Source organism: Chryseobacterium sp. 3008163 (assembly GCF_003669035.1).
Classification (GTDB): Bacteria; Bacteroidota; Bacteroidia; order Flavobacteriales; family Weeksellaceae; genus Chryseobacterium.
The window spans coordinates 1,468,710-1,493,366 of record NZ_CP033070.1 but is presented as its reverse complement, the minus strand read 5'-3'; the positions used below and the strand labels follow the sequence as shown (position 1 = coordinate 1,493,366).

At 37.4% G+C, this 24,657-nt stretch carries 16 protein-coding genes; 8 read left to right on the top strand and 8 right to left on the bottom strand.

Annotated features, from left to right (window positions below; translation table 11 throughout):
* Window position 1: 1 nt before the first annotated feature.
* The 8 genes from EAG08_RS06735 to EAG08_RS06700 form a co-directional block, all read right to left on the bottom strand.
* Complete coding sequence (locus EAG08_RS06735) at window positions 2-1,663, bottom strand: glycoside hydrolase family 28 protein (RefSeq protein WP_129534785.1); 1,662 nt, start codon at window positions 1,661-1,663, stop codon at window positions 2-4.
* A 143-nt stretch (window positions 1,664-1,806) separates the two neighbouring features.
* The gene (locus EAG08_RS06730) at window positions 1,807-3,450 is read right to left on the bottom strand and encodes a glycoside hydrolase 43 family protein (RefSeq protein WP_129534784.1); all 1,644 of its coding nucleotides are present in this window, start codon (window positions 3,448-3,450) and stop codon (window positions 1,807-1,809) included.
* Between the two features lie 216 nt (window positions 3,451-3,666).
* A complete protein-coding gene (locus tag EAG08_RS06725; protein WP_129534783.1) occupies window positions 3,667-4,926 on the bottom strand; it encodes a glycoside hydrolase family 105 protein in 1,260 nt (419 codons plus the stop codon).
* Between the two features lie 12 nt (window positions 4,927-4,938).
* Window positions 4,939-5,949 (bottom strand): DUF4861 family protein, encoded by a 1,011-nt coding sequence (locus tag EAG08_RS06720; RefSeq protein ID WP_129534782.1) that lies wholly within the window; start codon window positions 5,947-5,949, stop codon window positions 4,939-4,941.
* A gap of 42 nt (window positions 5,950-5,991) precedes the next feature.
* A complete protein-coding gene (locus EAG08_RS06715; RefSeq protein ID WP_129534781.1) occupies window positions 5,992-7,440 on the bottom strand; it encodes a polysaccharide lyase family 1 protein in 1,449 nt (482 codons plus the stop codon).
* A gap of 16 nt (window positions 7,441-7,456) precedes the next feature.
* Window positions 7,457-8,482, bottom strand: a complete 1,026-nt coding sequence (locus EAG08_RS06710; protein ID WP_129534780.1) for a pectinesterase family protein — start codon at window positions 8,480-8,482, stop codon at window positions 7,457-7,459.
* 87 nt (window positions 8,483-8,569) lie between these two features.
* Window positions 8,570-10,393: a RagB/SusD family nutrient uptake outer membrane protein gene (locus EAG08_RS06705; protein WP_129534779.1), complete on the bottom strand. Its 1,824-nt coding sequence runs from the start codon at window positions 10,391-10,393 to the stop codon at window positions 8,570-8,572.
* 11 nt (window positions 10,394-10,404) lie between these two features.
* Window positions 10,405-13,413 carry a SusC/RagA family TonB-linked outer membrane protein gene (locus EAG08_RS06700; protein WP_129534778.1) on the bottom strand — a complete coding sequence of 1,003 codons (3,009 nt, stop codon included), beginning with the start codon at window positions 13,411-13,413 and terminating at the stop codon, window positions 10,405-10,407.
* A gap of 873 nt (window positions 13,414-14,286) precedes the next feature.
* Here EAG08_RS06700 and kduI point away from each other — a divergent pair.
* The 8 genes from kduI to EAG08_RS06660 all read left to right on the top strand — a co-directional run bounded on the left by kduI (window position 14,287) and on the right by EAG08_RS06660 (window position 24,535).
* Window positions 14,287-15,123 carry a 5-dehydro-4-deoxy-D-glucuronate isomerase gene (kduI, locus tag EAG08_RS06695; RefSeq protein WP_129534777.1) on the top strand — a complete coding sequence of 279 codons (837 nt, stop codon included), beginning with the start codon at window positions 14,287-14,289 and terminating at the stop codon, window positions 15,121-15,123.
* Between the two features lie 10 nt (window positions 15,124-15,133).
* Window positions 15,134-15,916, top strand: coding sequence for a gluconate 5-dehydrogenase (locus EAG08_RS06690; RefSeq protein WP_129534776.1), 783 nt, complete (start codon window positions 15,134-15,136; stop codon window positions 15,914-15,916).
* Between the two features lie 18 nt (window positions 15,917-15,934).
* Window positions 15,935-17,332, top strand: coding sequence for a glucuronate isomerase (gene uxaC, locus EAG08_RS06685; protein WP_129534775.1), 1,398 nt, complete (start codon window positions 15,935-15,937; stop codon window positions 17,330-17,332).
* 397 nt (window positions 17,333-17,729) lie between these two features.
* Complete coding sequence (locus tag EAG08_RS06680) at window positions 17,730-18,737, top strand: sugar kinase (protein ID WP_129534774.1); 1,008 nt, start codon at window positions 17,730-17,732, stop codon at window positions 18,735-18,737.
* Window positions 18,738-18,952: 215 nt separating this feature from the next.
* The gene (locus EAG08_RS06675; RefSeq protein WP_129534773.1) at window positions 18,953-19,612 is read left to right on the top strand and encodes a bifunctional 4-hydroxy-2-oxoglutarate aldolase/2-dehydro-3-deoxy-phosphogluconate aldolase; all 660 of its coding nucleotides are present in this window, start codon (window positions 18,953-18,955) and stop codon (window positions 19,610-19,612) included.
* Window positions 19,613-19,622: 10 nt separating this feature from the next.
* On the top strand, window positions 19,623-21,152 hold the full coding sequence (locus EAG08_RS06670) for an MFS transporter (RefSeq protein WP_129534772.1): 1,530 nt from the start codon (window positions 19,623-19,625) through the stop codon (window positions 21,150-21,152).
* A 293-nt stretch (window positions 21,153-21,445) separates the two neighbouring features.
* Window positions 21,446-22,909: a tagaturonate reductase gene (locus EAG08_RS06665; protein WP_129534771.1), complete on the top strand. Its 1,464-nt coding sequence runs from the start codon at window positions 21,446-21,448 to the stop codon at window positions 22,907-22,909.
* A 6-nt stretch (window positions 22,910-22,915) separates the two neighbouring features.
* Window positions 22,916-24,535 carry a UxaA family hydrolase gene (locus EAG08_RS06660; RefSeq protein ID WP_129534770.1) on the top strand — a complete coding sequence of 540 codons (1,620 nt, stop codon included), beginning with the start codon at window positions 22,916-22,918 and terminating at the stop codon, window positions 24,533-24,535.
* Window positions 24,536-24,657 lie beyond the last annotated feature (122 nt).

Below are 24,657 nucleotides of genomic sequence, written 5' to 3'. Positions count from 1 at the left end.
ATTATTTAACTGCATTTTTTGCAATCTCTTTCGAAACCTGCAATTGCTCGCCAGTTACATTTTTTGGTAATTTTACCGCTGAAGTTTTGCTTCCTAAAACTTTAATTGTCGGTTTCTGAGATGCTTCCAACTGCAGGGTAGAGAGGTCTACATTTTTACTGTTGTAAACAACAGCTCCTGTTCCTTCTGTATATTTCAGTTTTACGTTTTTCAGAACAATTCCATCGCCATCGATTATTGTCAATGCTTTTTTGGTGTCAAACTGAGAATCTTCAATCACGATGTTTTTAATATTCATTTCAGCCAAACCATTGATGGCAATTGCTTCATAAGAATTAACCGCATTAATATTTTTAAAATAAATATTTCTGAAAATCGGAGTTTTCTCGGTTACAGGAAATACTTTTTCAGGAACTTTATTTCCTTCTGCATTTTGTCCGTCCTCCAAAACAGGTGAAGCTCCTTCATAGAACATATTAAACCCGATGGTCTGCGTTGGAATGTTGATCATATCAATATTTTTCACATAAATATTTTCAACAACACCACCTCTTCCACGGGTTGTTTTAAAGCGAAGACCGATATCGGTTCCGATGAAAGTACAGTCTGAAACGTGAATATTTCTTGCACCGCCCGACATTTCACTTCCGATAACGAAACCTCCATGACCGTGATAAACGACATTGTTTTTAATGATTACATTTTCTGTCGGCATATTTCTTTTTCTACCGTCTTCATCTTTACCGGATTTAATACAGATTGCATCATCACCTACGTCAAAAGTATTGTCATAGATCAGAACATTTTTACATGATTCCAAATCTACACCGTCACCGTTTTGAGAATACCAAGGGTTTCTTACGGTAAGATTTTTAAGAATAATATTTGAAGACATCAACGGGTGAAGATTCCACGCCGGAGAGTTCTGGAAAGTTGGTCCGTCTAGAAGAACTTTATCGCAACCTACGATGCTCACCATTACCGGACGAAGAAAATCTTTTACAGATTCTAGTTCAGATTTTGAGATTTTATCTGGAACATTGAAGCTTGAGCTGCTTTCAAATCCTTTTTTATAACTTTCTGACGGATACCAGGTTTTGCCATCAGCAGAAACAATTCCACCTGATGCAACAAATTTTTTCCATTCAGTTTCCGACAGTTTTCCTTTTTTTACCGCTCTCCAAGCGTCACCATTTCCGTCGATCACACCCTTTCCGGTAATTGCAATATTCTTCGCATTTCTAGCAGAAATTGGAGATTGGCAACGGATTGTATTTAGTCCTTCAAAACTTACGTCAACCAAAGGATAGTCGCTTTTATCTTTGCTGAAAATAATAAAAGCACCGTCTTCAATATGAAGATTGATATTGCTTTGCAAAACGATTGGACCCGTCAGCCAGATTCCTCTCGGAACAACTAGTTTACCGCCACCTTTTTTTACCAAAGCGTCCATCGCTTTTTTGAAAGCTTCTGTGGTTTTTATTTTTCCACCTGCAATACCACCAAAATCTTTAATAGAAACGGTATTGGCTGGAAAAGAAGTTTCCGCCACCTGTGGCATTTTAAATTCAATATTTTTGTAAATGTCTAAATTTTGTGCGTAGATCTGTCCCGAAAACATCATTGCCGCAACAAGACCTATTATTTTGAATGACTTCTTCATTATATATATTCTTATTTTTTTGTTGATAAATTTTATATTTTTTCTCTACTAAAGATTTTTTAGATTTTCATAAACTTTATTGAAACCTATTTTCAATGGATGTGCAATCATCTGTGAAAATCCGTGAAATCTGTGGGAAATATCTAATTTTTTGTTATTCTAAAATATTCAAAATCGGCATAACCACCGCGATTTGCTTTCTGTGTACTCACAGAATATAATCCCACTTTGGCACCGATCCATTTTCCTGGTTTTGCCTGAAATGGTTCGCCTGCTTTGATGAAATTTTTTCCGTTTTCGCTGTAGCTGAATGTGCAGATGCCGTTGGGCTCGCTGACGTTGACTTTAAAATAAGCTTCGTTTCCTTTTAATTTAGCTTCAAATAACATCTTTTCAACGCCGCCTTTATCTGCCTTTTCAGCTTTTCTCAACTGAACGTAATATCCGTCGGGTTTGTTAGTGATAACAATTGATGCATGATCTAATCCCATTACCAAAAGGCCGGCAGTTTTTCCTTCTTTGGCGTCTTCGGGAGTCAATTTAACTTTCGTTGAAGCCACAAAATTCGGAGCAGGGAATTTTTGAGTCAGTAAATTCGGAACATTCCAAAGATTTAATTCTCCTTCAGGAGCTTTCATTGAAAATAATCTCAGGAATTTCTGTCCCGGAAGTTTGGAAGACCAAACGATATTTTCGTTGGCGCTCCATTGCCATTGTAAGCCTAATTTTTCACCATCAAACTCATCAGTCTCTGCTGGAGTTACAACCGGATAAGTTTTTCCTACGTTTGGTTTTTTATAAGTTAAAACAGGTTCACCGATTCCGTTTTTATCGCTGTCGATTCCCATTACCGGCCAGTCATTTTCCCATTTCATCGGCTGCAAATGCACGATTCTTCCTCCTGCATCCACATCCTGAAAATGATAGAACCAATCTTCACCTGAAGGCGTATCTACCCAAGCCCCCTGATGAGGACCGTTGATCTTTGTTTTTCCCTGCTCGAGAACAATTTTCTCTTCGTAAGGACCGTAAATATTTTTTGATCTTAAAACCAATTGCCAACCTGTAGCTACACCTCCCGCCGGAGCGAAAATATAGTAGTAGCCATTTCTTTTGTACATCTTTGGACCTTCAACCGTAGGATGCGCATCGTGACCGTCAAAAATATGAACGCCTTTATCTAAAACTTTTGTTCCTTCAGGATTCATTTTATTTAAAGACAAAATACTTTTCACTCCTGCACGGCTTCCTGCCCAACCGTGAACTAAGTAAGCATTTCCGTCTTCATCCCAAAAAGGACAGGAATCGATTAAACCTTTTCCTTCCATTACCAAAACGGATTCGTCCCATTTTCCAAGAGGATCTTTGGTTTTTACCATGTAAATTCCGAAATCCGGATCGCCCCAGTAAATGTAGAATTCACCTTTGTGAAAACGGATACTCGGCGCCCAAACAGCATCACCTCTTCTCGGAACCGAGAAATGTTCTTTAGGCAAAACATCCTGAATAGCGTAGTTGACCAATTTCCAGTTGACCATATCTTTTGAATGAAGAATCGGCAATCCCGGAGCTTCATTGAAACTTGAAGCGGTCATATAATAATCATCGCCAACGCGGGTAACGTCAGGATCTGAATAATCTGCGTATAAGATTGGATTTCTGAAATTTTTTCCCTGATCGGCAGTCCAGACTTCCGAAACGTATGGTTTTTCCTGTGCGGTCAAATAGGTTGATGCAATTGAAAATGCAGTGATTGAAAGTATATTTAAAATTTTGTTTGTCATCATAAAATCAGATTTTTGATCTGGTTTGTGTAATGTTAGAATGAATTTTTTTTTTCACCATTAAGGATTTAAGAAATACTAGCTGCTTAAATTAAGAATCAATAAATTGATTTTCATTAAGATCATTAAGTATTATGCTTAAAGCAACTCGCTTAATAAAATCTAGATTTTAACCTTAATGAATCTTAACTTCTTACCTCTCCTTAATGGTTTAAAGCATTATTTTTCAAATTCCAAACTTGCCAAAATAAATGGTCCTGTTCCTTTTCCGTCATTCGAACGGATTTCTTCATTTACATAATATTCGTAAGAACCGTCTCGGTAAGGTTTTCCTCCTAAACCGGCAACGGCGCAACATTTATTTAAATTTACCACTCCGTTTTCATCAACTGTGATTAAGTTTTTGATGATTCCGTCATAGCCTTTTTTAGCTGCAGTTTTGTATGATTTTGGAAGATATCCTTTGTTTACGGATTTAATCATCGTGTACACAAACATTGCTGAAGCTGTTGCTTCTTCGTAATTACCATTCGCTAAAGGTTTATCTAAAACCTGATACCAAAGACCAGATTTTTTATCCTGATATTTAATAATAGCGTCAGAATATGATTTGATATAAGAAATAATTCTCGCTCTTCCCGGATGATCTTTAGGTAAATAATCAAGAACATCTACCATCGCCATTCCGTACCAACCCATCGCTCTTCCCCAGAAATTGGGTGAAAGTCCGGTTTGTTTGTCTGCCCAAGCCTGTTCTTTACTTTCATCCCAAGCGTGATACAGCAATCCAGTTTTTTTGTCTAAAAGGTTTTTCTGAACCGAATCAAATTGCATCACAATATCATCATAAGCTTTGGTTGCATCTGCACCTTTTATAAAATCTTTTGTGTAATGCGTGTAGAAAGGCATTCCCATGTACAAACCATCTAGCCAAACCTGATAAGGATAGATTTTTTTATGCCAGAAAGAACCTTCATTTGTTCTTGGCTGTCCGTCGATTTGCAAACGTAAAGTTTGAAGTGCTTTCAGGTATTTGTCTTTCTTTTCTTTTTCATAAAGATAAAGCAATACGTTTCCACTGTTCAGCATGTCGATGTTGTACTTGTCAAGATCGTAAGTAGTGATTGTACCGTCTTCCTTGATCAAAGTTTCTCCGAAACCACTGATGTAATCGTAGTATTCTTTTTTACCGGTTTTAAGGTAAAGTTGCTCAGCACCATCCAAAACAATTGCCGAAGGATACGTCCATTTCGGGCTTTTGCTGAAATCAAGCATCCACGCTTCCGGGAATCTCTGCATTTCAGAAAGCATCATTCTTTCAGACCATTTCAGATTGGTAGGAACTACTTTTCCGGATTTTGAAGTTTGGATTGTCGCTTTTGCAGCCGTTGCAGTGTTTGTCTGTGCACAGGCAAGGAACATTCCTGAACCTAAAACTGCAACAGCGTATATTTTTAATTTTTGATTAATAAAACTCATTGTAAGTCAATTTTAAAGTTGATTGTTATTATCTAAAATTTCTAATTTTTTATCTAAATCTTTGTAAAATTCTGCTTCGGTTTTAATTCCGTTGGGTTCCTGTGACCAGGCTCCCATAAAATAATACGAAACATTTTTTGTCTTTTTGAAAACCACCACGTGAGTCGATTTGGTTTTTACAATTTTATCTAAATTTCCGATAGGGTAGAAGATGACCATTCCCAAATTATCTTCCTTTTTGGCTAAAGTTTGCGTTCCGTACGTTGCGATGTAGCCCCATTTTTTGTTTTTACTGACTGCCTGTTTCATTGGGATGTCTTTGAAAGCTACGATTCCTGTGCACAATCCTGAAAGTGTTTCATTTAAATTTAAATCAACCTTTACAAAACGGTCTTTGTTGAATATGGTTAATTTAGATTGAAGATCAACTGCTTTTCCCCAAGTTTTCCAGCCTTTGTAATCGATGGTTGCGAAAGATTTATCGCTTTCATTAACAACTTTTGCAGTGGTGGTTTTTACCGTTTTAAAAGTTTCCACAAAATCATTCTGATCATCATATCTTCCGTAAGAACCGACTCCGATGGTACGGCCTGATTTCAAAATATCCTGTCCCCAAGGTGCATCGTGATGATAGGTTTCAAAGCCGTCCTGTCCGACATCCGGCAATACTAAAGTATTCACTTTTTTACCGAAAATGTCTGTTGCATTTCTCCAGTCTAAATATAATCTGTAACCGATTTGATTGTTTTCCAAACCGATTCCTTCGTATCTGATGTAGTAAGAATGGTCGGTATGCTCTGCTGGAAGTTGTAATTCATTGATGTTTTTAAAAGTTCCGCCGATGTATTCGTTGCCTTGCCATTTTCCGCCATCTTTTATTGATAATTCGGCGTAGGAGAAAGGAGCTTTCGTGTTTTTACGGATTTTCTCAATCACATTTTTCTGTGCGAAAGATGAACCGCCTGCGAAAATTGCTGCCGCTAGAAATATTTTGAATAAGTTTGATTTTAGTTGTACTGACATTATTTTTAATTTAGATGACCGATGGGTCTGAAAGTTCAGTGACTATCGTTGATTTTCGGTTATTTTTTTAACGAGGCTATTGATATACACCTCAATATTATCATAATTTTTATCTAAATCTTTTCCGTTAGCATTTGCCGTATTTAGATCAAGATTATTTTTGATTTCCCAATCATCGGGCATTCCATCATTGTCTGAATCTGAAGGACTTTTTTCTGGTTTTAAATCAGGAAATCCTCCTACATCTTCCTGAGAATCTATGATTCCGTTATCACTTCCAAGCGAGCCTTTATGCGAAAATGTTCCGTTTTTTACATGTTCCAAAACACGTAAATCTACCGCATCTCTCACTAAACTGGCCCCTCCGATTTTTAATATTTTTTCATACGCCTCTTTTGGAGAATCAGTTTTTACGTTATTCTGAATATCGTGTGGCTGATTTATTTTAATTGAATTTTTATCAGCATCTGTTAAATTGTAAGCAGGTTTCATTTGATTGAAAACCCCCAAATTCCAATTATCGGCGGTAACTTCAGGATTTCCTTCCGAAACATTTCCATTGATATAATATTTGCCCCAAATGTTGTAAACTTCAGTTTCAGGCTTTTCATTTTTATCGATGGCAACTATTCTTTTCTTGTTCATCGATGCAGGTCCGGGTTTGTAATAATTGTTGACCATATTCACATTCATTCCCTCACCTCCGTAGACATTATTATGTCCCCAATTGTAAATGATATTATTTCTAAAATCGGTCAAATCGGTCAGAGCAAATTTACTTCCTGCATATTCTCCCAATCTCGGATTTCTGCTGTCGTGGTTGGCGTAGATATTATGATGAAAAGATGCGAATTTTCCACCGGCAATTCCGCCATATCCGTGAGCGCCTTTCTGATGGGCAGAGTTTCTCAGGCTTTCTGTAATTACACACCATTGGAGCGTGGTATTTTCATTCACATAAATGGAAACCGTCTCGTCCGTTGACCAGCTCATCGAACAGTGATCAACTATTAAATTTTTTATGAATCTTGCCCCTAAAGCGTCGCCTTCATACTTTTTCCTGTCACCCATTCTGAATCGCATGTAACGGATGATTACATTGTCTGCTGCCACAAAAGTTTCGTAGTTAGCAACGGTAATTCCGTCTCCGGGAGTGGTTTGTCCGGCAATCGTCACATCGCCTTCTTTTATTCTTAATGGAGATTCAAGGAAAATCGTTCCGGCAGTTTTGAAAACAATATATCTCGGACCTTTTTGTTCTAAAGCGTGCCTTAAAGTCCCTTCAGAACCATCGTCTGTCAATTTGGTTACGAATACAACTTTTCCGCCGCGTCCGCCAGTGGTAAATCTTCCAAAACCTTCTGCACCGGGAAAACTGATCAGCTTTCCTGAAACTATGATTTCAGATTCGGCTGAAGTTTTTATCTGGCTTGTACAGTTTTGTAAAGATAAAATTCCCAAAAGGATGATTGAATAAAAAGAAATTTTCATTTAAAATTTTTTGAGATTATTGAACTGCTTTTTTGAAGTTCCAATTGTCTTTTCCGGAAAGAATATTTTTAGCAGTATATTTTTTACTTTGCTCTTTCGTTAGCTGATGTGACCATGAAACTCTTTTTTCAGCATTAGCTCCTGAACCTTTAGAATTGTATTCTGCATAGAAAGTGGTTTTCTCTGCCTCAGGTTTAGACCAGTTGTGCCAACCTTCAGATTTTATTGTGGAATCGATTGCACAATTGATATAAATAGTCTTTGCAAATGGTCTCCACGGACGACCCAAATATACAGAATTTGCATCGGCATCTCCTGTTAAATTACAGTTAATAAATACATAACCGAACTCTTGACCTTGTGGCGTGGAGGCCGCAGTAATATAGGAAGCATTTTTTTTTGAGTAAATCGTGCATTTTTCAAACACTGCAGTTCCTGCTCCGAAGATGTAATCGGTCGTTCCTTCGATGTAGCAATTTTTAAAATAATTGCGGGAAGGTTTGCTTTTGTCCGGATTATCCTGAGATCCTTTTGTGTATAAAGTATCCTGAAATCCCAAAAAACGGCAGTTTTCAAATACAATCCTATCACCTGTCGTTAAAACTGCAACTGCTTGTCCCACGGGTCCTGCGTCATTTTGAAACGTAATATTTTTTGCTGAGAAATCATCAGAAAAGATAAATAGGGTAGATGAGCCAGTCGTTCCAATATTTTTACCCTCAGCATTTTGTTTTGAAGCGTGATCGCCGTAAACTAAGATTGTATTTTGTGCATTTTCTCCAATTAAACTGATCGGGCTTTTTGCAACGTCTACTGTGATTTTCTCTCTGTAAATTCCGGGTTTTACAATGATTTTTGTTCTTGCCGTTTTTCCTTTTTCAACAGAATTGATGGCTTCTTGAATGGTAGTGAAATTTCCTTTTCCGTCTTTCGAAACGATGATGGTTTTACCCTCATTCATCTTGAAAGAAAGAAGACTGATAACAACTACTGAAAAATAGGATAGGAACTTTATTTTTTTGTAAAAATTTGAAATCTCCATAGATTTTAATTTTCATTGGAAAAATACAGACTTTACCCCAATGAAGGAGAAAGTCTGTATTGAAATTAATATGAATGTATCTTGATTCTAATAACCGTAATCCTGTGTAAGATTGTAGTTATTTTGAATAAATTCGAAATAAATAGGTAATAATTCTCTCTTATTGGCTTCAAAATACTGTGCGTATCCTGCAGAAGGATCGTTTACATAAGTTGCCGTTATTCCTGATCTCCAGGCAATTGATTTGTAACCTGAAGGAGTCGTTGCAGACTGATTAGGAAGATAAAATACCTGGCTTTTGTCTGTTCCTGTAGTGTAAACGTCGATTGCAGCAATGTTTTGTTGAGCTGTTTTAGTTGGATCGTAAACAGAAGATTTATAGTAGATATTTAAAGGGACATTGGCATAAGCTCCTGTTCCGTTGATAAAATCTGTCAGTTTTTGTTTAGTTTCAATAATTTTTGAAGCTAATAAATTCCAACGAATCAAATCATATTTTCTAATTCCTTCAGAACCTAATTCCAACAATCTTTCTTTTACAATTGCATTGAAGAAACCAACTTTATCAGAAGGAATCGTTCCTACTTGTCCAAGATTTCCTGTATAGGCTCTGTTTCTTACCGCTAATAAAGCATTTTTTGCTTCTTGTGATGGTGCTCCGTGAATTTCATTATCCGCTTCTGCAAACATCAACATTACATCTGAAAGACGAAGTAGAGGCCAGTCAACCGCAAGTGTTTGAGATGGTCCTGTGATACTTGTCCAAGATTTTCTGTATTTAGAATCTGTCCATGCGTTTGAAGCAGCTAAATCAGCCTGATTCGTTGCATTAATGGTGAAAATTCCTACATTCATATCTCTTCTCAAATCATATTTTGTAAACTCATAAAAGTAGGTTGGTAACGCATTGATACCTCCACCACCTTTCCATACAGAGTTGTCATGGTGCTTCAGACCGTTGTAATATCCTATTTTAGAGTCTGTTCTGGTACCACCACCAAAAGCTCCTACTGCGAAAATAACTTCATTGGTTGCATCCTGAGCATTGGTATGTAAAGCTCTGAAGATATTTTCATAGCTTGGGTTCAGACTGTGCTCTCCTGTATGATTCATAATATCTTTACATTCGTCTAAAGCTATTTGGTAATATTTCTGAGGATTTGATCCCTGAGCCATGATTTGAGGACTTCTTCTTAAAGAATATCCTGCTCTTGCCAATGCAATTCTTGCTCTAAGACCTTTCACGAAACCTTTAGAAATTCTGTTGCTGGTAGTTCCGCCTTCAGATCTCCAAGGAACTAAAGTTGCAGCTTTCTCAAGATCGATAATCATTTGATCATAGATAATATCTCTGTCTGTTTTTGGCTGATTTTGCTCTGCCACATCAGAAGCTGGTACTAAATAAAAAGGTACATCTCCCCAGTTTCTGATCAATTCATAGTAATATTGAGCTCTTAGCGTTAATGCTTCTCCTAAAAATCTATCCATTAGTTTTTTATCTTCTGCTGACCCGGTTTGCATTACAGGAGATAAAGGAATATTTTTAATGACAAGATTTGCACGCTCAATTCCTGTATATAATTTTGAAAAAGGTCCGTTAAGTTCTGTATTGGTTGTACAAGCACCAAAAGTTGCTACCCCTCTTCTGTCATTACAATTGTAGCTTCCTGAAGTTCTGAAGTCGTCTCCGGATTGTGGTATAATCAAAGATAATCTTTGTCCATATCCGTCATCTCCTCCCAATTGAGCATACACTCCAACTAAGGCTGAAAATGTATCTGCAGTACTATCAAACTGCTGTGCTTCAGAAATACTTGAAAGGTTTTCCGGCTCAAGAAAATCGCTGCACGAATTAAGGAAAAGTGCACCTGCCAGAAAAGATAAAATAAATATTGATTTGCTTTTTTTCATGATAATAAATTTTAGAAAGTGATATCTACACCTGTTACAAAAAATCTGCTTCTAGGATATGCTGAATAATCTACCCCGGGAGTTAACGGATTTCTTCTTGTACTCGCTTCAGGATCATAACCTGAGTATTTTGTAATAACAAATACGTTGTTAACTGTTGCATACAATCTGAAATTTTTAACACCTACAGCTTCCAAAGAACCTTTTGGTAAAGTGAATCCTAAAGTAACGTTGTTTAGTCTTAAGAAAGAACCGTCTTCAATTCCGTAAGAATGTAAAATGTATTGTCCTGTCGGTGGCGTCCACATTGTAGTATTTGCGTTCAATGCTGCCAACGCAGTAGGATCGTTCACTTTTACCCCGTTGTTATCAAACCATCTCCATCTGTCTGCCACTTCTGCAGCCATGTTGTTGTCTCTATATAAGTATTGAGTGGTATTCTCTATTTTATTAGCATTGTAAACTTTGTTTCCAACTGAGAAATTAAAGAATAAACTCATGTCAAAGTTTTTGTAACGGAAAGTTTGGTTAAAACCTCCATAAAACTTAGGCTGAGCACTTCCTAATTCTTCTCTGTCTGCATCAGTAATCTGTCCGTCACCATTTAAATCTTTTAATTTAAGATCTCCGGGTTGAACGGCTTTTGCACCTAATGCTATAGCGCTGCTGCTAGGAACTCCTGCTTTTAAAGTGTAAACCTGTGTTGCAGCATTGTAATCAAAATCACTGATTTCGTATCTTCCTTCAGTTACATATCCGTAATAGGTTCCTACAGAACTTCCAACTTTAGCAATAAAGTCGAATCCGCCGATACCTCCCGATTGAACCAAATATGAATCTTGTCCCTGACGAACACTGCTTCCTAAACTTAGAATTTTGTTTCTGTTGGCAGAAAGGTTAATATCTGTTTTCCATGTGAAGTCTTCCTTGTTGACGATCACTCCTCCAAGAGTAAATTCTAAACCTCTGTTTTGAGTTTTACCTGAATTCTGAAACTGGTTTGAATATCCCGGGAAAGGAACTTTTGCTAAAACCAATAGATCTTTTGTGTCGGTAATATATCCGTCAACGCTACCATATAGTCTGCTGTTGAACAATTCAAAGTCAATACCGGCATTTTTTGAAACAGTAGCTTCCCATTTTACGTTAGGATTGGCCTGCGTTGTAGAAATCGCAGCTCCCGGTGTAACTGAAGTTCCGAATACGTACCCGTTATTTGCATTGATATTATAGAAGTTGGCCCAAAGGTAAGAGGTAATTCTATTGTTTCCGGAAAGACCGTAACCCACACGAAGTTTTAATTCATCTAACCAATTAACATCCTTAAGGAATTTTTCTTCTTTAATTTTCCAGGCCAGGGAAGCCGCCGGGAAATATCCCCACTGGTTTCCTTTCATGAAAACATTCGATCCGTCAGCTCTTACTGATGCTGTTAAGATGTATTTGTTATCAAAAATATAGTTTACACGTCCGAAAAATGAAGCCAAACGATCTGGTGCCAAAACTCCTGTTCTTGCAGCATCTTGGATTAAACCTGCTGGTGGAGTAGCGGCAGCAATATTCGCAAATGCCTCTTCAGGAAGGATAGATTTTGGAAACCATTTTACATACGTGTTACTTGTTTCACCATCTGTCTGAATGATCTCCTGACCTAATAAAACATCTAATTTATGCTTACCGAATTTTTTGGTATAGTTTAAGGTATTGGTATTGGTAATCCTTCTAGATTGAGATCTGTCTAACTGTACGATTGGCATATCAGCATTAGCTCTTGCCTGTGAAGTAACAGTGCCCCAAAACTGGTTGGTGATGATATCTCTCTGAACGTAACCGATTACACTTCTGAAAGTAATATCTTTTGAAATGTTCCAGTTGATATAACCATTTAATAGTAAATCGTTTGATCTATTGTCTCTTACTTCATTGTCATTTAAGATCAAAGGATTAACTAAGTTGGTATTCGTAGCGTAGTTAGGATCAAAATCATCAACAGGAATATTAGATCCACCTTCGAAAGGCTGATACCTTACAGCATTTCTTAGTCTATTATTACTTTGAGAACCTGAGCTTGATGTACCTACACCATTGATTAATGATCTGCTGTATCTTGCATTAAATCCGATTTTCAGTTTTTTGCTGATGTCGTAATCATATTTAAAGTTAACCATGCTTCTCTTAAAGCCTGATTTCAACATGATACCATCTTCGTCCACATGATTTAATGTTAACGCAAAAGCAGATTTTTCAGAACCTCCGTTTACCGTAAGGTTATGCGTAAAGTTGAAAGCTTCCTGTCCGAATAATTCGTCTTGCCAGTCTCTTCTTTTAACGTTACTGTACTTCGTTCCAAGCTCGTTATAAGTTCCATAACGGGTCGCGAAAGCTTGTACGTCAGCATCTACACCATTTTTATTATATAACTCGTACTGATACATTACAAATTCGTAAGGATCAAGAACATCCAATGTGTTCATGATTTTTCTTACTCCTGTAAATCCGTTGTAATTAATTGAAGTAGTTGCTCTTTTTTTACCACTTTTTGTTGTGATCAAAACTACGCCATTTGCTCCTCTGGAACCGTAGATGGATGTAGATGAAGCATCTTTCAAAACTTCAATTGATTCAATTTCTTTTGGGGTTAAAAGAGACATTGCGTTATCCATCTGTACACCGTCTACAATGTAAAGTGGTGCATTGCTTCCCGTGATAGAAGTACCACCTCTTACTTTGATATCCACCTCTGCACCTGGCGAACCTTCACTCGTCTGAACCTGTACTCCGGCCAATCTACCCTGAATTGCTTCAGCAGCACTATTTACCGGCATATCTTTTAAAGCCTCAGCTTTTACAGAAGATACGGCATTCGTAACGTCTTTTTTAGAAACCTTGGTATAACCTACCAAAACCACTTCGTCAATGTTGGTTTCTTTTTCTTTACCTTTCTCCTGCGCAAAGCCAAGTACGGGAAGCAGGAAAACAGTTAAATATAACCACTTTATTGAGTGTACTTTTTTATTCATTATTATATCCTTATATAGTTTAAAGTGTGGTCAGAAAGCATTTTTAAAGCTTTCAGCTTAGTTTTTTGTGGATTTTAAGTACTCTGTTTGATTTTATTATAAATTACGCTCTTCTTGTGCAATCGATTGCGTAATCTTTTACGACACATATTTATCGTGGCTCCTAAACTAATATTATTTTCCATTACACAAAGAAAAAAATATTATTTTTTCGTGAACTTATCTGTTTAGTTTGTTTAAAATTATAAAATGTTGTATGATATTTTTTAATTAAATATTTGATTTTTAAATAGTTACAAATGATATTTAAGTAAATGTAATAATTTGAAAAAAATATAAAATTTTAAGCTGTTTAGTCATTCAAACTATTAGAAATTGCATTAAAATCACTTGTTTTGCACTCTTAAAAATTCCCAAAATAGATACCCAACTGCCAAATTTTTAAATTTTAGCTGATTTTTATCAGTTTTTTATCATCAAGAAAAATGTGTATTTTCTAATTAGTGATAAATTCCCATAATTTAACATCTTAATATGATTATTTCTAATTTATCTTTGTGTATATGACATGAGTGTTATCATAGCTGTGTTTTGTGGCATGATTTTTATTTTCACAAGTGTTTCTATTTGATTTCGTTAAAAAAATACACATTCTTATTCTTAAAATTCCTTAATTTTTTTTAAAATGTCGGTTTTATTTTATTGTTAATCAGTTGATTAAAAATTTAAATAAATTTTTTGTTAACGGAATACATATTATCTATATATTTATCGACAAGTATTTCTGTACAATTTTAGTGTAATTTAATGCAATCGATTACACAATGTTTAACAGGTTTTTAAAAACCGTAATTTAAGTTTAAAATCTAGAGTATGACAAAATCAGAATTTCGATACGCCCATCATCCTGAAGATGTAAAAGAATATACAACTGAAGACCTGAGAAGGGAGTTTCTAATCAATGATTTATTTAATGAAGATCAAATCAATGTAGTGTATTCTATGTACGACAGAATGATCGTAGGTGGTGCAATGCCAGTAAAAAATGCGTTGAAACTTGAGCCTACTGATGATCTGAAGGCAGAAAACTTCTTAGACAGAAGAGAATTGGGAATCATCAACGTAGGCGCTGCCGGTAAGGTAACCGTTGACGGAGAGGTTTTCGAGCTTGGAAATAAGGAAGCTTTATACATCGGAAAAGGTGCAAAAGATGTTGTTTTTGAAAACGGAAATGAAGGTCAGACTTTATTCTATTTTAATTCTGCACCTGCGCATCACACTTTTCCTACAAAGAAAATCACTAAAAATGAAGCCGAAATTGTAGAATTAGGTGAAGCAAAATACGCAAATAGACGTACCATCAATAAACTGATCGTCAACAGCGTTTTGGAAACTTGCCAATTACAAATGGGAATGACCGAGTTGCATGAAGGAAGTGTTTGGAACACCATGCCTTCTCACACTCATACCCGCAGAATGGAAGCTTATTTTTATTTTGATCTTGAAGAAGGGCAGGCGGTAAGTCATTTTCTTGGCCAGCCGAACGAGACCCGTCATATCTTTATGAAAAACAATGAAGCAGTCTTGTCTCCGGAATGGTCTATTCACTCAGGAGTTGGTACTTCCAACTACACTTTTATCTGGGGAATGGCAGGAGAGAATATGGATTATGGCGATATGGACGCTGTTAAAACTAACGAACTAAAGTAATTTTTTCTACATGAATTTATTCGATTTATCCGGAAAAGTAGCCGTTGTAACTGGTGGTACTCACGGATTAGGAATGGCAATGGCTGAAGGTCTTGCCTCTGCAGGTGCTGAACTGGCAATCACAAGTACAACTCCCTCAAAATTAGATGAAGCTTTAGACTATTATCACAGCAAAGGATATAGCGCTACAGGTTATCTTTTTGATGTGACGGACGAACGTGAAGCTGCTCAGAAAGTAGCATTAATGCTTGCTACTCATGGGAAAATAGACATCTTAGTCAATAATGCAGGGATCATCAAACGTGTTCCGGCTATTGAGATGGAGGTGGAAGACTTTAGAAAAGTAATCGATGTAGATCTTACCGGTCCTTTCATCATGTCTCAATTGGTTGGGAAACACATGATCAAAAGACAATCCGGTAAAATCATCAATATTTGCTCTATGATGAGTGAGCTAGGCCGTGACAATGTAGTAGCATACGCTTCTGCAAAAGGCGGACTGAAAATGCTGACCAAAAATTTAGCAACAGAATGGGCAAAACACAATATTCAGGTGAACGGTATTGGTCCCGGATATTTTGCGACGAGCCAAACAGAACCAATCAGAGTAGACGGGCATCCGTTTAACGATTTTATCATCAGCAGAACTCCGGAAGGCAGATGGGGGAACCCGGAAGATCTTGCAGGAACGGCTATTTTCTTAGCTTCAGACGCAAGTAAATTTATCAACGGACACATTATTTATGTGGATGGAGGTATTTTGGCGACTATCGGGAAACCTGCTAATGAATAACACAAGAATTTTACAGAAATGAAATCTTTTATTACAGATCAATTTTTATTACAAAATAAATACGCGGAAGAATTATACTTCAATTTCGCAGAAAAACAGCCGATCATCGATTATCACAATCACTTGATTCCTAAAGATATCGCTGAAGATACGGTTTTCGAAAATATTTCTAAAGTGTGGATTGCGGGCGATCATTATAAATGGCGTGCAATGCGTACGATGGGCGTGAACGAAAGATTCATCACGGGTGACGCAACAGACAAGGAGAAATTTGAGGCTTGGGCAAAAACGGTTCCTTATACTTTAAGAAATCCTTTGTATCACTGGACACATTTGGAATTAAAGCGTTATTTCGGAATTGATGAATTGTTAAACGAGAAAAACGCATCAGATATTTACGACAACATCACGGCACAGCTTCAGACTCCTGAAAAGTCTACAAGAGGTTTGCTGAAAATGATGAACGTAGAATCTTTGTGTACGACAGAAGATCCGATCGATGTTTTAAATTATCATCAGGATTTGGCGAAAAGTGATTTCAGCATTAAAGTAAGTACCGCTTTCCGTCCGGATAAAGCGATTTTAATTGAAAACCACAATTTCGCAGATTATATTTCCAAATTAGGCGAGTCGGCAGGAATTGAAATCAATTCTTACCAGACTTTGTGCGATGCTTTATTAAAAAGAGTAGAATATTTCCACGAAAACGGATGCAGATTATGCGACCACGGACTGAACAATATTTCTTTTGAGGAAGCTTCAGAAGCTGAAGTAAGCGCAATCTTTAATGATAAAATTTCAGGAAAAGTAATCGCTGAAAAGCAGGTAAATCAATTCAAAACTGCGATTTTATTATTCTTAGGCGAAACGTATCATAAATTCGGATGGGTTCAGCAGTTCCACTTGGGAGCTTTAAGAAACAACAACGAAAGAATGCACAGAATTTTAGGTCCTGATACGGGATGGGATTCTATCGGTGACTTCGTACAGGCTGAAACTTTATCTAAATTATTAAACGCTTTAGACGGAAAAGACAAACTGACCAAAACAATTCTATATAACTTAAATCCTGCCGACAACGAAATTTTCGCAACAATGATTGGGAATTTTAATGACGGCAGTATCAAAGGAAAGGTACAGTTCGGTTCGGGCTGGTGGTTTTTGGATCAGAAAGACGGAATGATCAAGCAGATGAATGCCCTTTCAAACATGGGATTAATTAGCTGTTTCGTAGGAATGTTGACAGATTCAAGAAGTTTCTTATCTTACCCGAGACACGAATATTTCAGAAGAGTATTGTGTAACCTTTTCGGTGAAGAAATGAAAAACGGCGAATTGCCGGATGATATGGAACTGATCGGAAAAACTATTTCCGATATCTGTTATCATAATGCTAAAAATTATTTCGATTTTTAAGTTTCGAATAAATAAAAATCTCTCGCAGATTGAACTGATAAAGCAAATCAATTTTAAATCTGCAAAATTTGCTTAATCTGCGAGAGATAAAAAATAAATTTTAAACATTAAGATAATTAAAGTGTTAAGTTTTTTTAAGTTAAAATCCAAGATTTATTAAGCAGACTGCTTAAAGCAAAGCTCAACTTAAAATATCTTTAAAACTTATAAATCTTAATGGTTTAAATAATAACAATAATTTACATATCTGCAATTTTTCTAAACCTGAAAAGTCTTTGTGAGCTTGGCTGAGTAGAACGCCTTTGCGAACTTAAAAATATACATCGAGTTTAAAAGAAAAGCTTAGCGCACTTTGCGTTAAAATAACAGCAGATATTAAACAGAGTATTTATTAAATATGGCTAGCAAAATACTTACTTTCGGTGAAGTAATCATGAGGCTTTCACCTCCCGGGAACAAAACAATGAAACAGAGCCACGAGATGGAATTCTTTTTCGGCGGAACTGAGCTCAACGTAGCTTCTTCATTGGCAACAATGGGTTGCGACGTGACGCACATCAGCAATGTTTCTGATGATTTTGTGGGAGAATCTGCGTTGTCTTTCATCAAAAGTTTTGGGATCGATACGACTTTCATCAATAAAAACGAACACCCTTTAGGTTTATATTTCCTTGAAGTAGGTGCATCTGTTCGTGCGAGCAGAATTGCTTACAACAGACTAAACGGTTCTTTTGCCAACATCAAACCCGAACAGGTAGACTGGAAAAAAGCTTTGGAAGGTTGTAACTATTTCCACTGGACAGGCATCAGTCCCGGAATTTCAGAAGGCGCTTACGAAACTTTGAAAGAAGGTTTGTTGACTGCCAGAGAAATGGGAATTGAAGTAACCACCGATCCGGCTTACCGTTCCAATCTTTGGAAATATGGTAAAAACGGAAATGAGGTTCTAAAGGAATTGGTTTCTTACTCAACGATTTTCATCGGTGGTGTAAATGAGATCAATGAAATTTTGGGAACTCAGTTTTCATCAGATCAGCAAGGTTTCATGGAAGCTTGTGAAGAATTAAAAAAACAATGTCCTTCCATTCATAAAATTTTCGACAAAATAAGAATCGGCGTTACGGCGAGTTCTCAGCAGACACAGGGAAGAGCTTTGATTAACGGAAATTATTTTGAAACCAAATTTTTAGAAATAGACAACGTTGTTGACAGAATCGGAACGGGAGATGCTTTTGCCGCAGGTCTGATTTATGGTTTATTAAATTTCGATGACGAAAAAGCTTTAAATTTCGCCAACGCAGCCTGTGCCATCAAACACACTATTTTAGGCGACATTAATTACTGCAGCGCAGAAGATATCCTCGAAGTAATGGCCGGAAATTCCGGAGGAAGAATCAAAAGGTAGTTGGCTGTTAGCTTTTAACAATTGGCTCATTGCTTAAACAAAAAAATTGCGGACTTCGCTGAGTGGAACGCCTTTGCGAACTCAAAAATATACATCAAGTTTTAAAAGAAATCTTTGCGCCCTTTGCGTTAAAAAAAGGAAGTGTTGAAGTTACAGCATACCAAAGGATGGATAAAACTTCATCAAAGATTATTTTAACAAAATAATTAAACAAAATGACAAAAATTCAATTGGTTACAAACATCATTATTGATCAGGGAGCTTTGCCTCTGTATTACAATGCTGATGAAACGGTAACTTTAGAAATATTGAGATCGCTTTACAAAGCAGGAATCCGTGCGGTAGAATATACCAGCCGAGGAGAAGCTGCGTTGAGCAATTTCACAAAAATGGTAGAAGTTCGTAACGCAGAAATGCCTGAAATGCTTCTCGGAATCGGAACCATTAAAAATGTACAGCAAGCTGAAGATTATTACAAAGCAGGAGCGGATTTCTTTATCAGTCCTGGTTTTGTGGCGGAAGTTGCAGCATTTTTAATTCCGAAAGATTTGTTGTACAGCCCGGGTTGTATGACTCCGACAGAAATTATTGAGGCTGAAACGGCTGGGGTAACTTTCATTAAATTATTCCCGGGGAACGCTTTGGGACCTGGATTTATGAGCGCCATCAAAGATGTTTTCCCGAATCTGAAATTTATGCCGACTGGTGGTGTTGATACTACGAAGGAAAGCATTGAAAGCTGGTTCAAAGCCGGAGTTTCTGCAGTAGGAATGGGAAGCAAGCTGGTAAGCAAAGAATTGATGCTTGCGAAAGACTATGCGACGATAGAAATTGAAACCAAAAAAGTGCTGGATATCATTCAGACTTTAAAATAAATAAATGACTATGAGTTCAGTTAAATCTCTTAAGCCGACACAATACAGGTGGACGATCTGTCTTCTTTTATTTCTCGCCACCACGATCAATTATCTGGATCGTCAGGTTTTATCTTTGACGTGGAAAGATTTTATCGCACCGGAATTTCACTGGAATAACAATGATTACGGAAACATCACCGCATTATTCTCCATATTTTATGCGGTGGGAATGCTTTTCGCAGGAAAATTCGTGGATTTCATGGATACCAAAAAAGGTTTCCTTTGGGCAATCGGAGTTTGGTCGATCGGGGCAGTTTTACACGCATTCTGTGGAATAGCAACTTCAGGAATTCTTACTGGGACTTGGACGGCCGGTTTTCATGGTTCTAAAGAATTAATCGGAACAGTTTCCAATACTTCTGCCATCATCAGTACAAGTGTTACCTTATTTGTTTTTGCACGTTTCGTATTGGCGATTGGTGAGGCAGGAAATTTCCCGGCAGCGATCAAAACGACGGCAGAATATTTTCCTAAAAAAGACAGAGCATTTTCTACAAGTATCTGGAATGCAGGAGCGACAGTAGGAGCTTTGGCTGCACCGCTTACGATTCCATTTATTGCAAAATCAATGGGTTGGGAATGGGCATTTATCATCATCGGTGCGCTTGGGTTTGTATGGATGGGACTTTGGGTATTCGTTTACAAAAAGCCACATTTACATAAAAGAGTTAACGAGCACGAATTAACGTATATCAATCAGGATCAGGACGATCTCCCTAATGAAGATACTTCAGTTCCGGAAAAAGTATTTACGTTCAAAGAATGTTTCAGCTACAGACAGACCTGGGCTTTTGCCTTCGGAAAGTTCATGACAGACGGCGTTTGGTGGTTCTTCCTATTCTGGACTCCCGCTTATTTGAGTTCGGTTTACGGAATGGATTCCACACAAAGTGCATTGCCATTATTCGTATTGTACATGATTACTTTGCTGTCGATTATCGGAGGATGGCTTCCAAAATATTTTGTTGAAAAATTAGGAATGAATGCTTACACAGGAAGAATGAAAGCGATGTTGATTTTCGCATTTTTCCCTCTGTTGGCACTTTTAGCACAACCTCTAGGAACAATTACTTATTGGATTCCGGTTTTAATTATCGGAGTTGCAGGAGCAGCACACCAAGCGTGGTCAGCCAATATCTTCTCAACAGTGGGCGATATGTTCCCGAAAAAAGCCATCGCAACCATCACAGGAATTGGCGGAATGGCAGGAGGAATCGGATCGTTTATCATCAATAAATCTTCAGGAGTTTTATTTGATCACTCACACAAAGCATGGTCAACCGTTGACGGAGTTCCTCTGTTGGAAAAATATCCACAGTATGTCAACGACCGTTTACCGGATGATTTTTTCAAACAGTTAGAAAAATCAGGTGCAGTGGTTTCAGACGGAATTGACAAAGGATACATGATCATTTTCTCAATCTGTGCAGTCGCTTATCTTATTGCATGGGTCGTAATGAAATCATTGGTTCCAAAATATAAGGTAATCAGTAAATAGAAAATAAAATTTAAACCATTAAGGAGAATTAAGAAGTTAAGAAAGATTAAAAATTTGCAAGCAAATCGAAGTTCAATCTTAAGAAATATTTCTCTTAACTAATCTTAATTCCTTAATAAATCTTAATGGTTCAAATATAAAACTTTGAGTTCTTTGCTAAGTAGAACGCCTTTGCGAACTTAAAAATATACATCAAGCATTAAAAAAAATCTTAGCGGACTTTGCGTTTAAAGACAGCATCCCGCATCATGATTAAACAGAATTAAAAGCACAATTTAATTCAATTTAGAAAAATGGAAAATCAGACAAAACAACAGTTAAACCGTCAAAACAGCGGTATAGATACAAAATTACCAATCAAAATCATACAATTCGGTGGAGGAAACTTCATGCGTGGATTTACAGATTATGTAGTCGATAAATTAAATAAAGAAGCAGCTTTCAATGCAGGAATTGTAAACATTCAGCCTACTCCAAATGGTTCGGTTCACAAGCTTGAAGAACAGGGGAATTTGTATACTTTATTTTCAAGAGGTATAAAAAAAGGTGAAATCATCGATGAGAAATGCGTTATTTCAGCGATTCAGAAGTCGATTAATCCTTATACAGATTATAATAGTTTTTTAGAATTAGCAAAGGAAGAAGAGCTTGAATTTGTCTTTTCAAATACAACCGAAACTGGAATTGCTTACGACGAAACTGAAAATACCTACGAAGGTCCGCACAAAAATTTCCCTGCGAAAGTAGCGGTTTTACTTCATGAAAGGTACAAGCATTTCAATGGAGCGTCAGATAAAGGTTTAAGAATTATTCCCTGCGAGCTGATTGAAGAAAATGCGGTTGTTTTAAAAAATATTATCTTAAAATATGCCCAACTTTGGAATTTAGAAGAAGGTTTTGCGCAATGGGTTGAACAGAGCAATCACTTCCACAATACTTTGGTCGACAGAATTGTGCCGGGTTACCCGAAAGATGACGCGGCGACATATGAAGATCAGTTGGATTATGAAGATCCGATGATGGTGGTTTCTGAAACATTCCTTTTATGGGTGATTCAGGGGGGTGAAGATTTAAAACAGAGAATTCCATTCGATCAAATCAACGAACAGATTTTGGTGGTGGATGATATTCAGCCATACCGTTTGAGAAAAGTGAGAATCCTGAATGGTGGACATACGTTGATGTTGGCTCCGGCCATTTTAGCAGGAAAAGAAATCGTAAAAGAAGCGATTGATGACCAGTTTATCGGAACTTTTTTAAGCGAATCGATATTTAATGAAGTTAATCAGACTTTAGGTTTAGATGAAACTGAACTGAAAGAATTTGCGGAAGAAGTTTTCGACAGATTCAGAAACCCTTTCATTAAGCATCATTTGGCAAGCATTGCTTTATATTTTGTTTCTAAATTTAAAGTAAGAGTCGTTCCGAGTTTGTTGACTTATGTTGAAAGAAATAACAAACTTCCGTTGAACTTAACGTTCTCTCTGGCAAGTTTAATCAGATTCTATCAGGGAAGTTTTGGTGAAAAATCTCTTCCTCTGAATGATGAAGAAGCTATCATCAACAGATTCAAAGAAATCTGGAAAAACGAAGATTACGAAGTCGTTTCAGAACAGGCATTAAGCGAAAAACTATTCTGGGATACCGACCTTACAAATGTGGAAGGTCTGAAAGCCGCAGTAGCAAAAGCATTGTACGAAATCGATCACAATGACATGGAAACTGCTTACAAAAATTTTATTCAATTTTATTCTTAAACAATCATGCAAAAGAAAGTACTGAAAGTAAATCCCAAAGACAACGTTATTGTAGCGTTGATGGATTTGCCTGCCGGAGAATCGGTGCACTTAGACGGTACAGATTATACGATTCTTAAAGATATTAAAGCAAAACATAAATTCGCTGCCGTAGATTTTAAGGATGGCGACCATATTTTGATGTATGGCGTAATCGTTGGAAAAGCCAACCAATCCATCAAGAAAGGCGAAGTTATTACCACCGAAAACGTAAAGCACCAAAGTGCAAAAGTGGTCGGGAAAACCGCTACTTTGGGCTGGACTCCACCCAATGTTGACAAGTGGAAAGACCGTACGTTCATGGGCTACCACCGCGAAGACGGACAGGTAGGAACAGAAAACGTGTGGCTGTTTTTCCCGTTGGTATTCTGCGAAAACAAGAATATCGAAACACTGAAGGATATTTTCGAAAAAGAATTACTTCACGATAAAGCCAGCAAACACCAACTTTTACTTCGTTCGTTACTGAACGGCGGTGCAACTGCTGATGTTGCGGTGGAAGAGGAAGAACCTGATACAAGAGTATTTAAAAATATCGACGTAAGATTCATCACGCACCAGGGCGGTTGTGGCGGAATCCGTCAGGATGCTGAAGCGTTGGGAAGACTGTTCGCAGGATACGTCAACAATCCGAATGTTGCCGGAGCTACTGTTCTCAGCTTAGGCTGTCAGAATCTTCAGGTGCAGATTTTTATGGATTCACTGCACGCACTGGCTCCAAATAACAAAAAACCAATCGTCGTTTACGAACAGCAAAAATCGGGTACCATCGATGAAATGCTGACCGGCGTTATCAAAGATTCATACGAAGGCATTAAAAAAGCCAACGAAATAGAGAGAAAACCGGCATCTATCACCAAACTGAACATTGGTTTGGAATGTGGCGGCTCAGACGGTTTCTCAGGAATTTCTGCAAACCCAGTTTTGGGCGAAGTTTCAGATATTATGGCGGCAGTAGGCGGAACAACAATGCTGGCTGAGTTCCCTGAATTGTGTGGAGTAGAGCAGGAGCTGGTGAACCGTTGCATCAACGATGAAGACGGTGTAAAATTCCTGAAGCTGATGAAAGATTTTGAAGCCTCTGTGGTTGCGGCAGGATCAGGATTTGATATGAATCCGTCTCCCGGAAACATCAAAGATGGTTTAATTACCGATGCCATGAAATCCGCAGGAGCCTCTAAAAAAGGAGGAGCTGCCCCAATTGTGGAAGTTCTTGATTTTACAGAATATGCTACAAAACCAGGTCTGAATCTTCTATGTACTCCCGGAAATGATGCCGAATGTACAACGGCTTTAGTAGGTTCAGGTGCAACAGTGGTACTTTTCACCACAGGTCTTGGAACTCCGATGGGAAATCCTATTTCTCCGGTTGTAAAGATTTCTTCCAACACGGTTTTGGCAGAAAAAATGTCAGACATTATTGATTTCAATGCAGGTACCGTAATCAGCGGAGAAAAAACAATTCCCGAAGCGGCAGACGAACTTCTGGAACTCATCATCAACGTAGCAAGCGGCGAAGTAAAAACCAAAGCGGACGTTCTTAATCAGAATGATTTCATTCCATGGAGACGAGGAGTCTCTCTGTAATGGGTTAATTATATTAAATATTAGGGTTGAAAATGCTTCTTGCTTCGGTGGGGAGCATTTTCTTTTTTGGGTTTGTTTAAACCTTAGGATTGTCTAAACACAATTAACACGAATATTTTCAC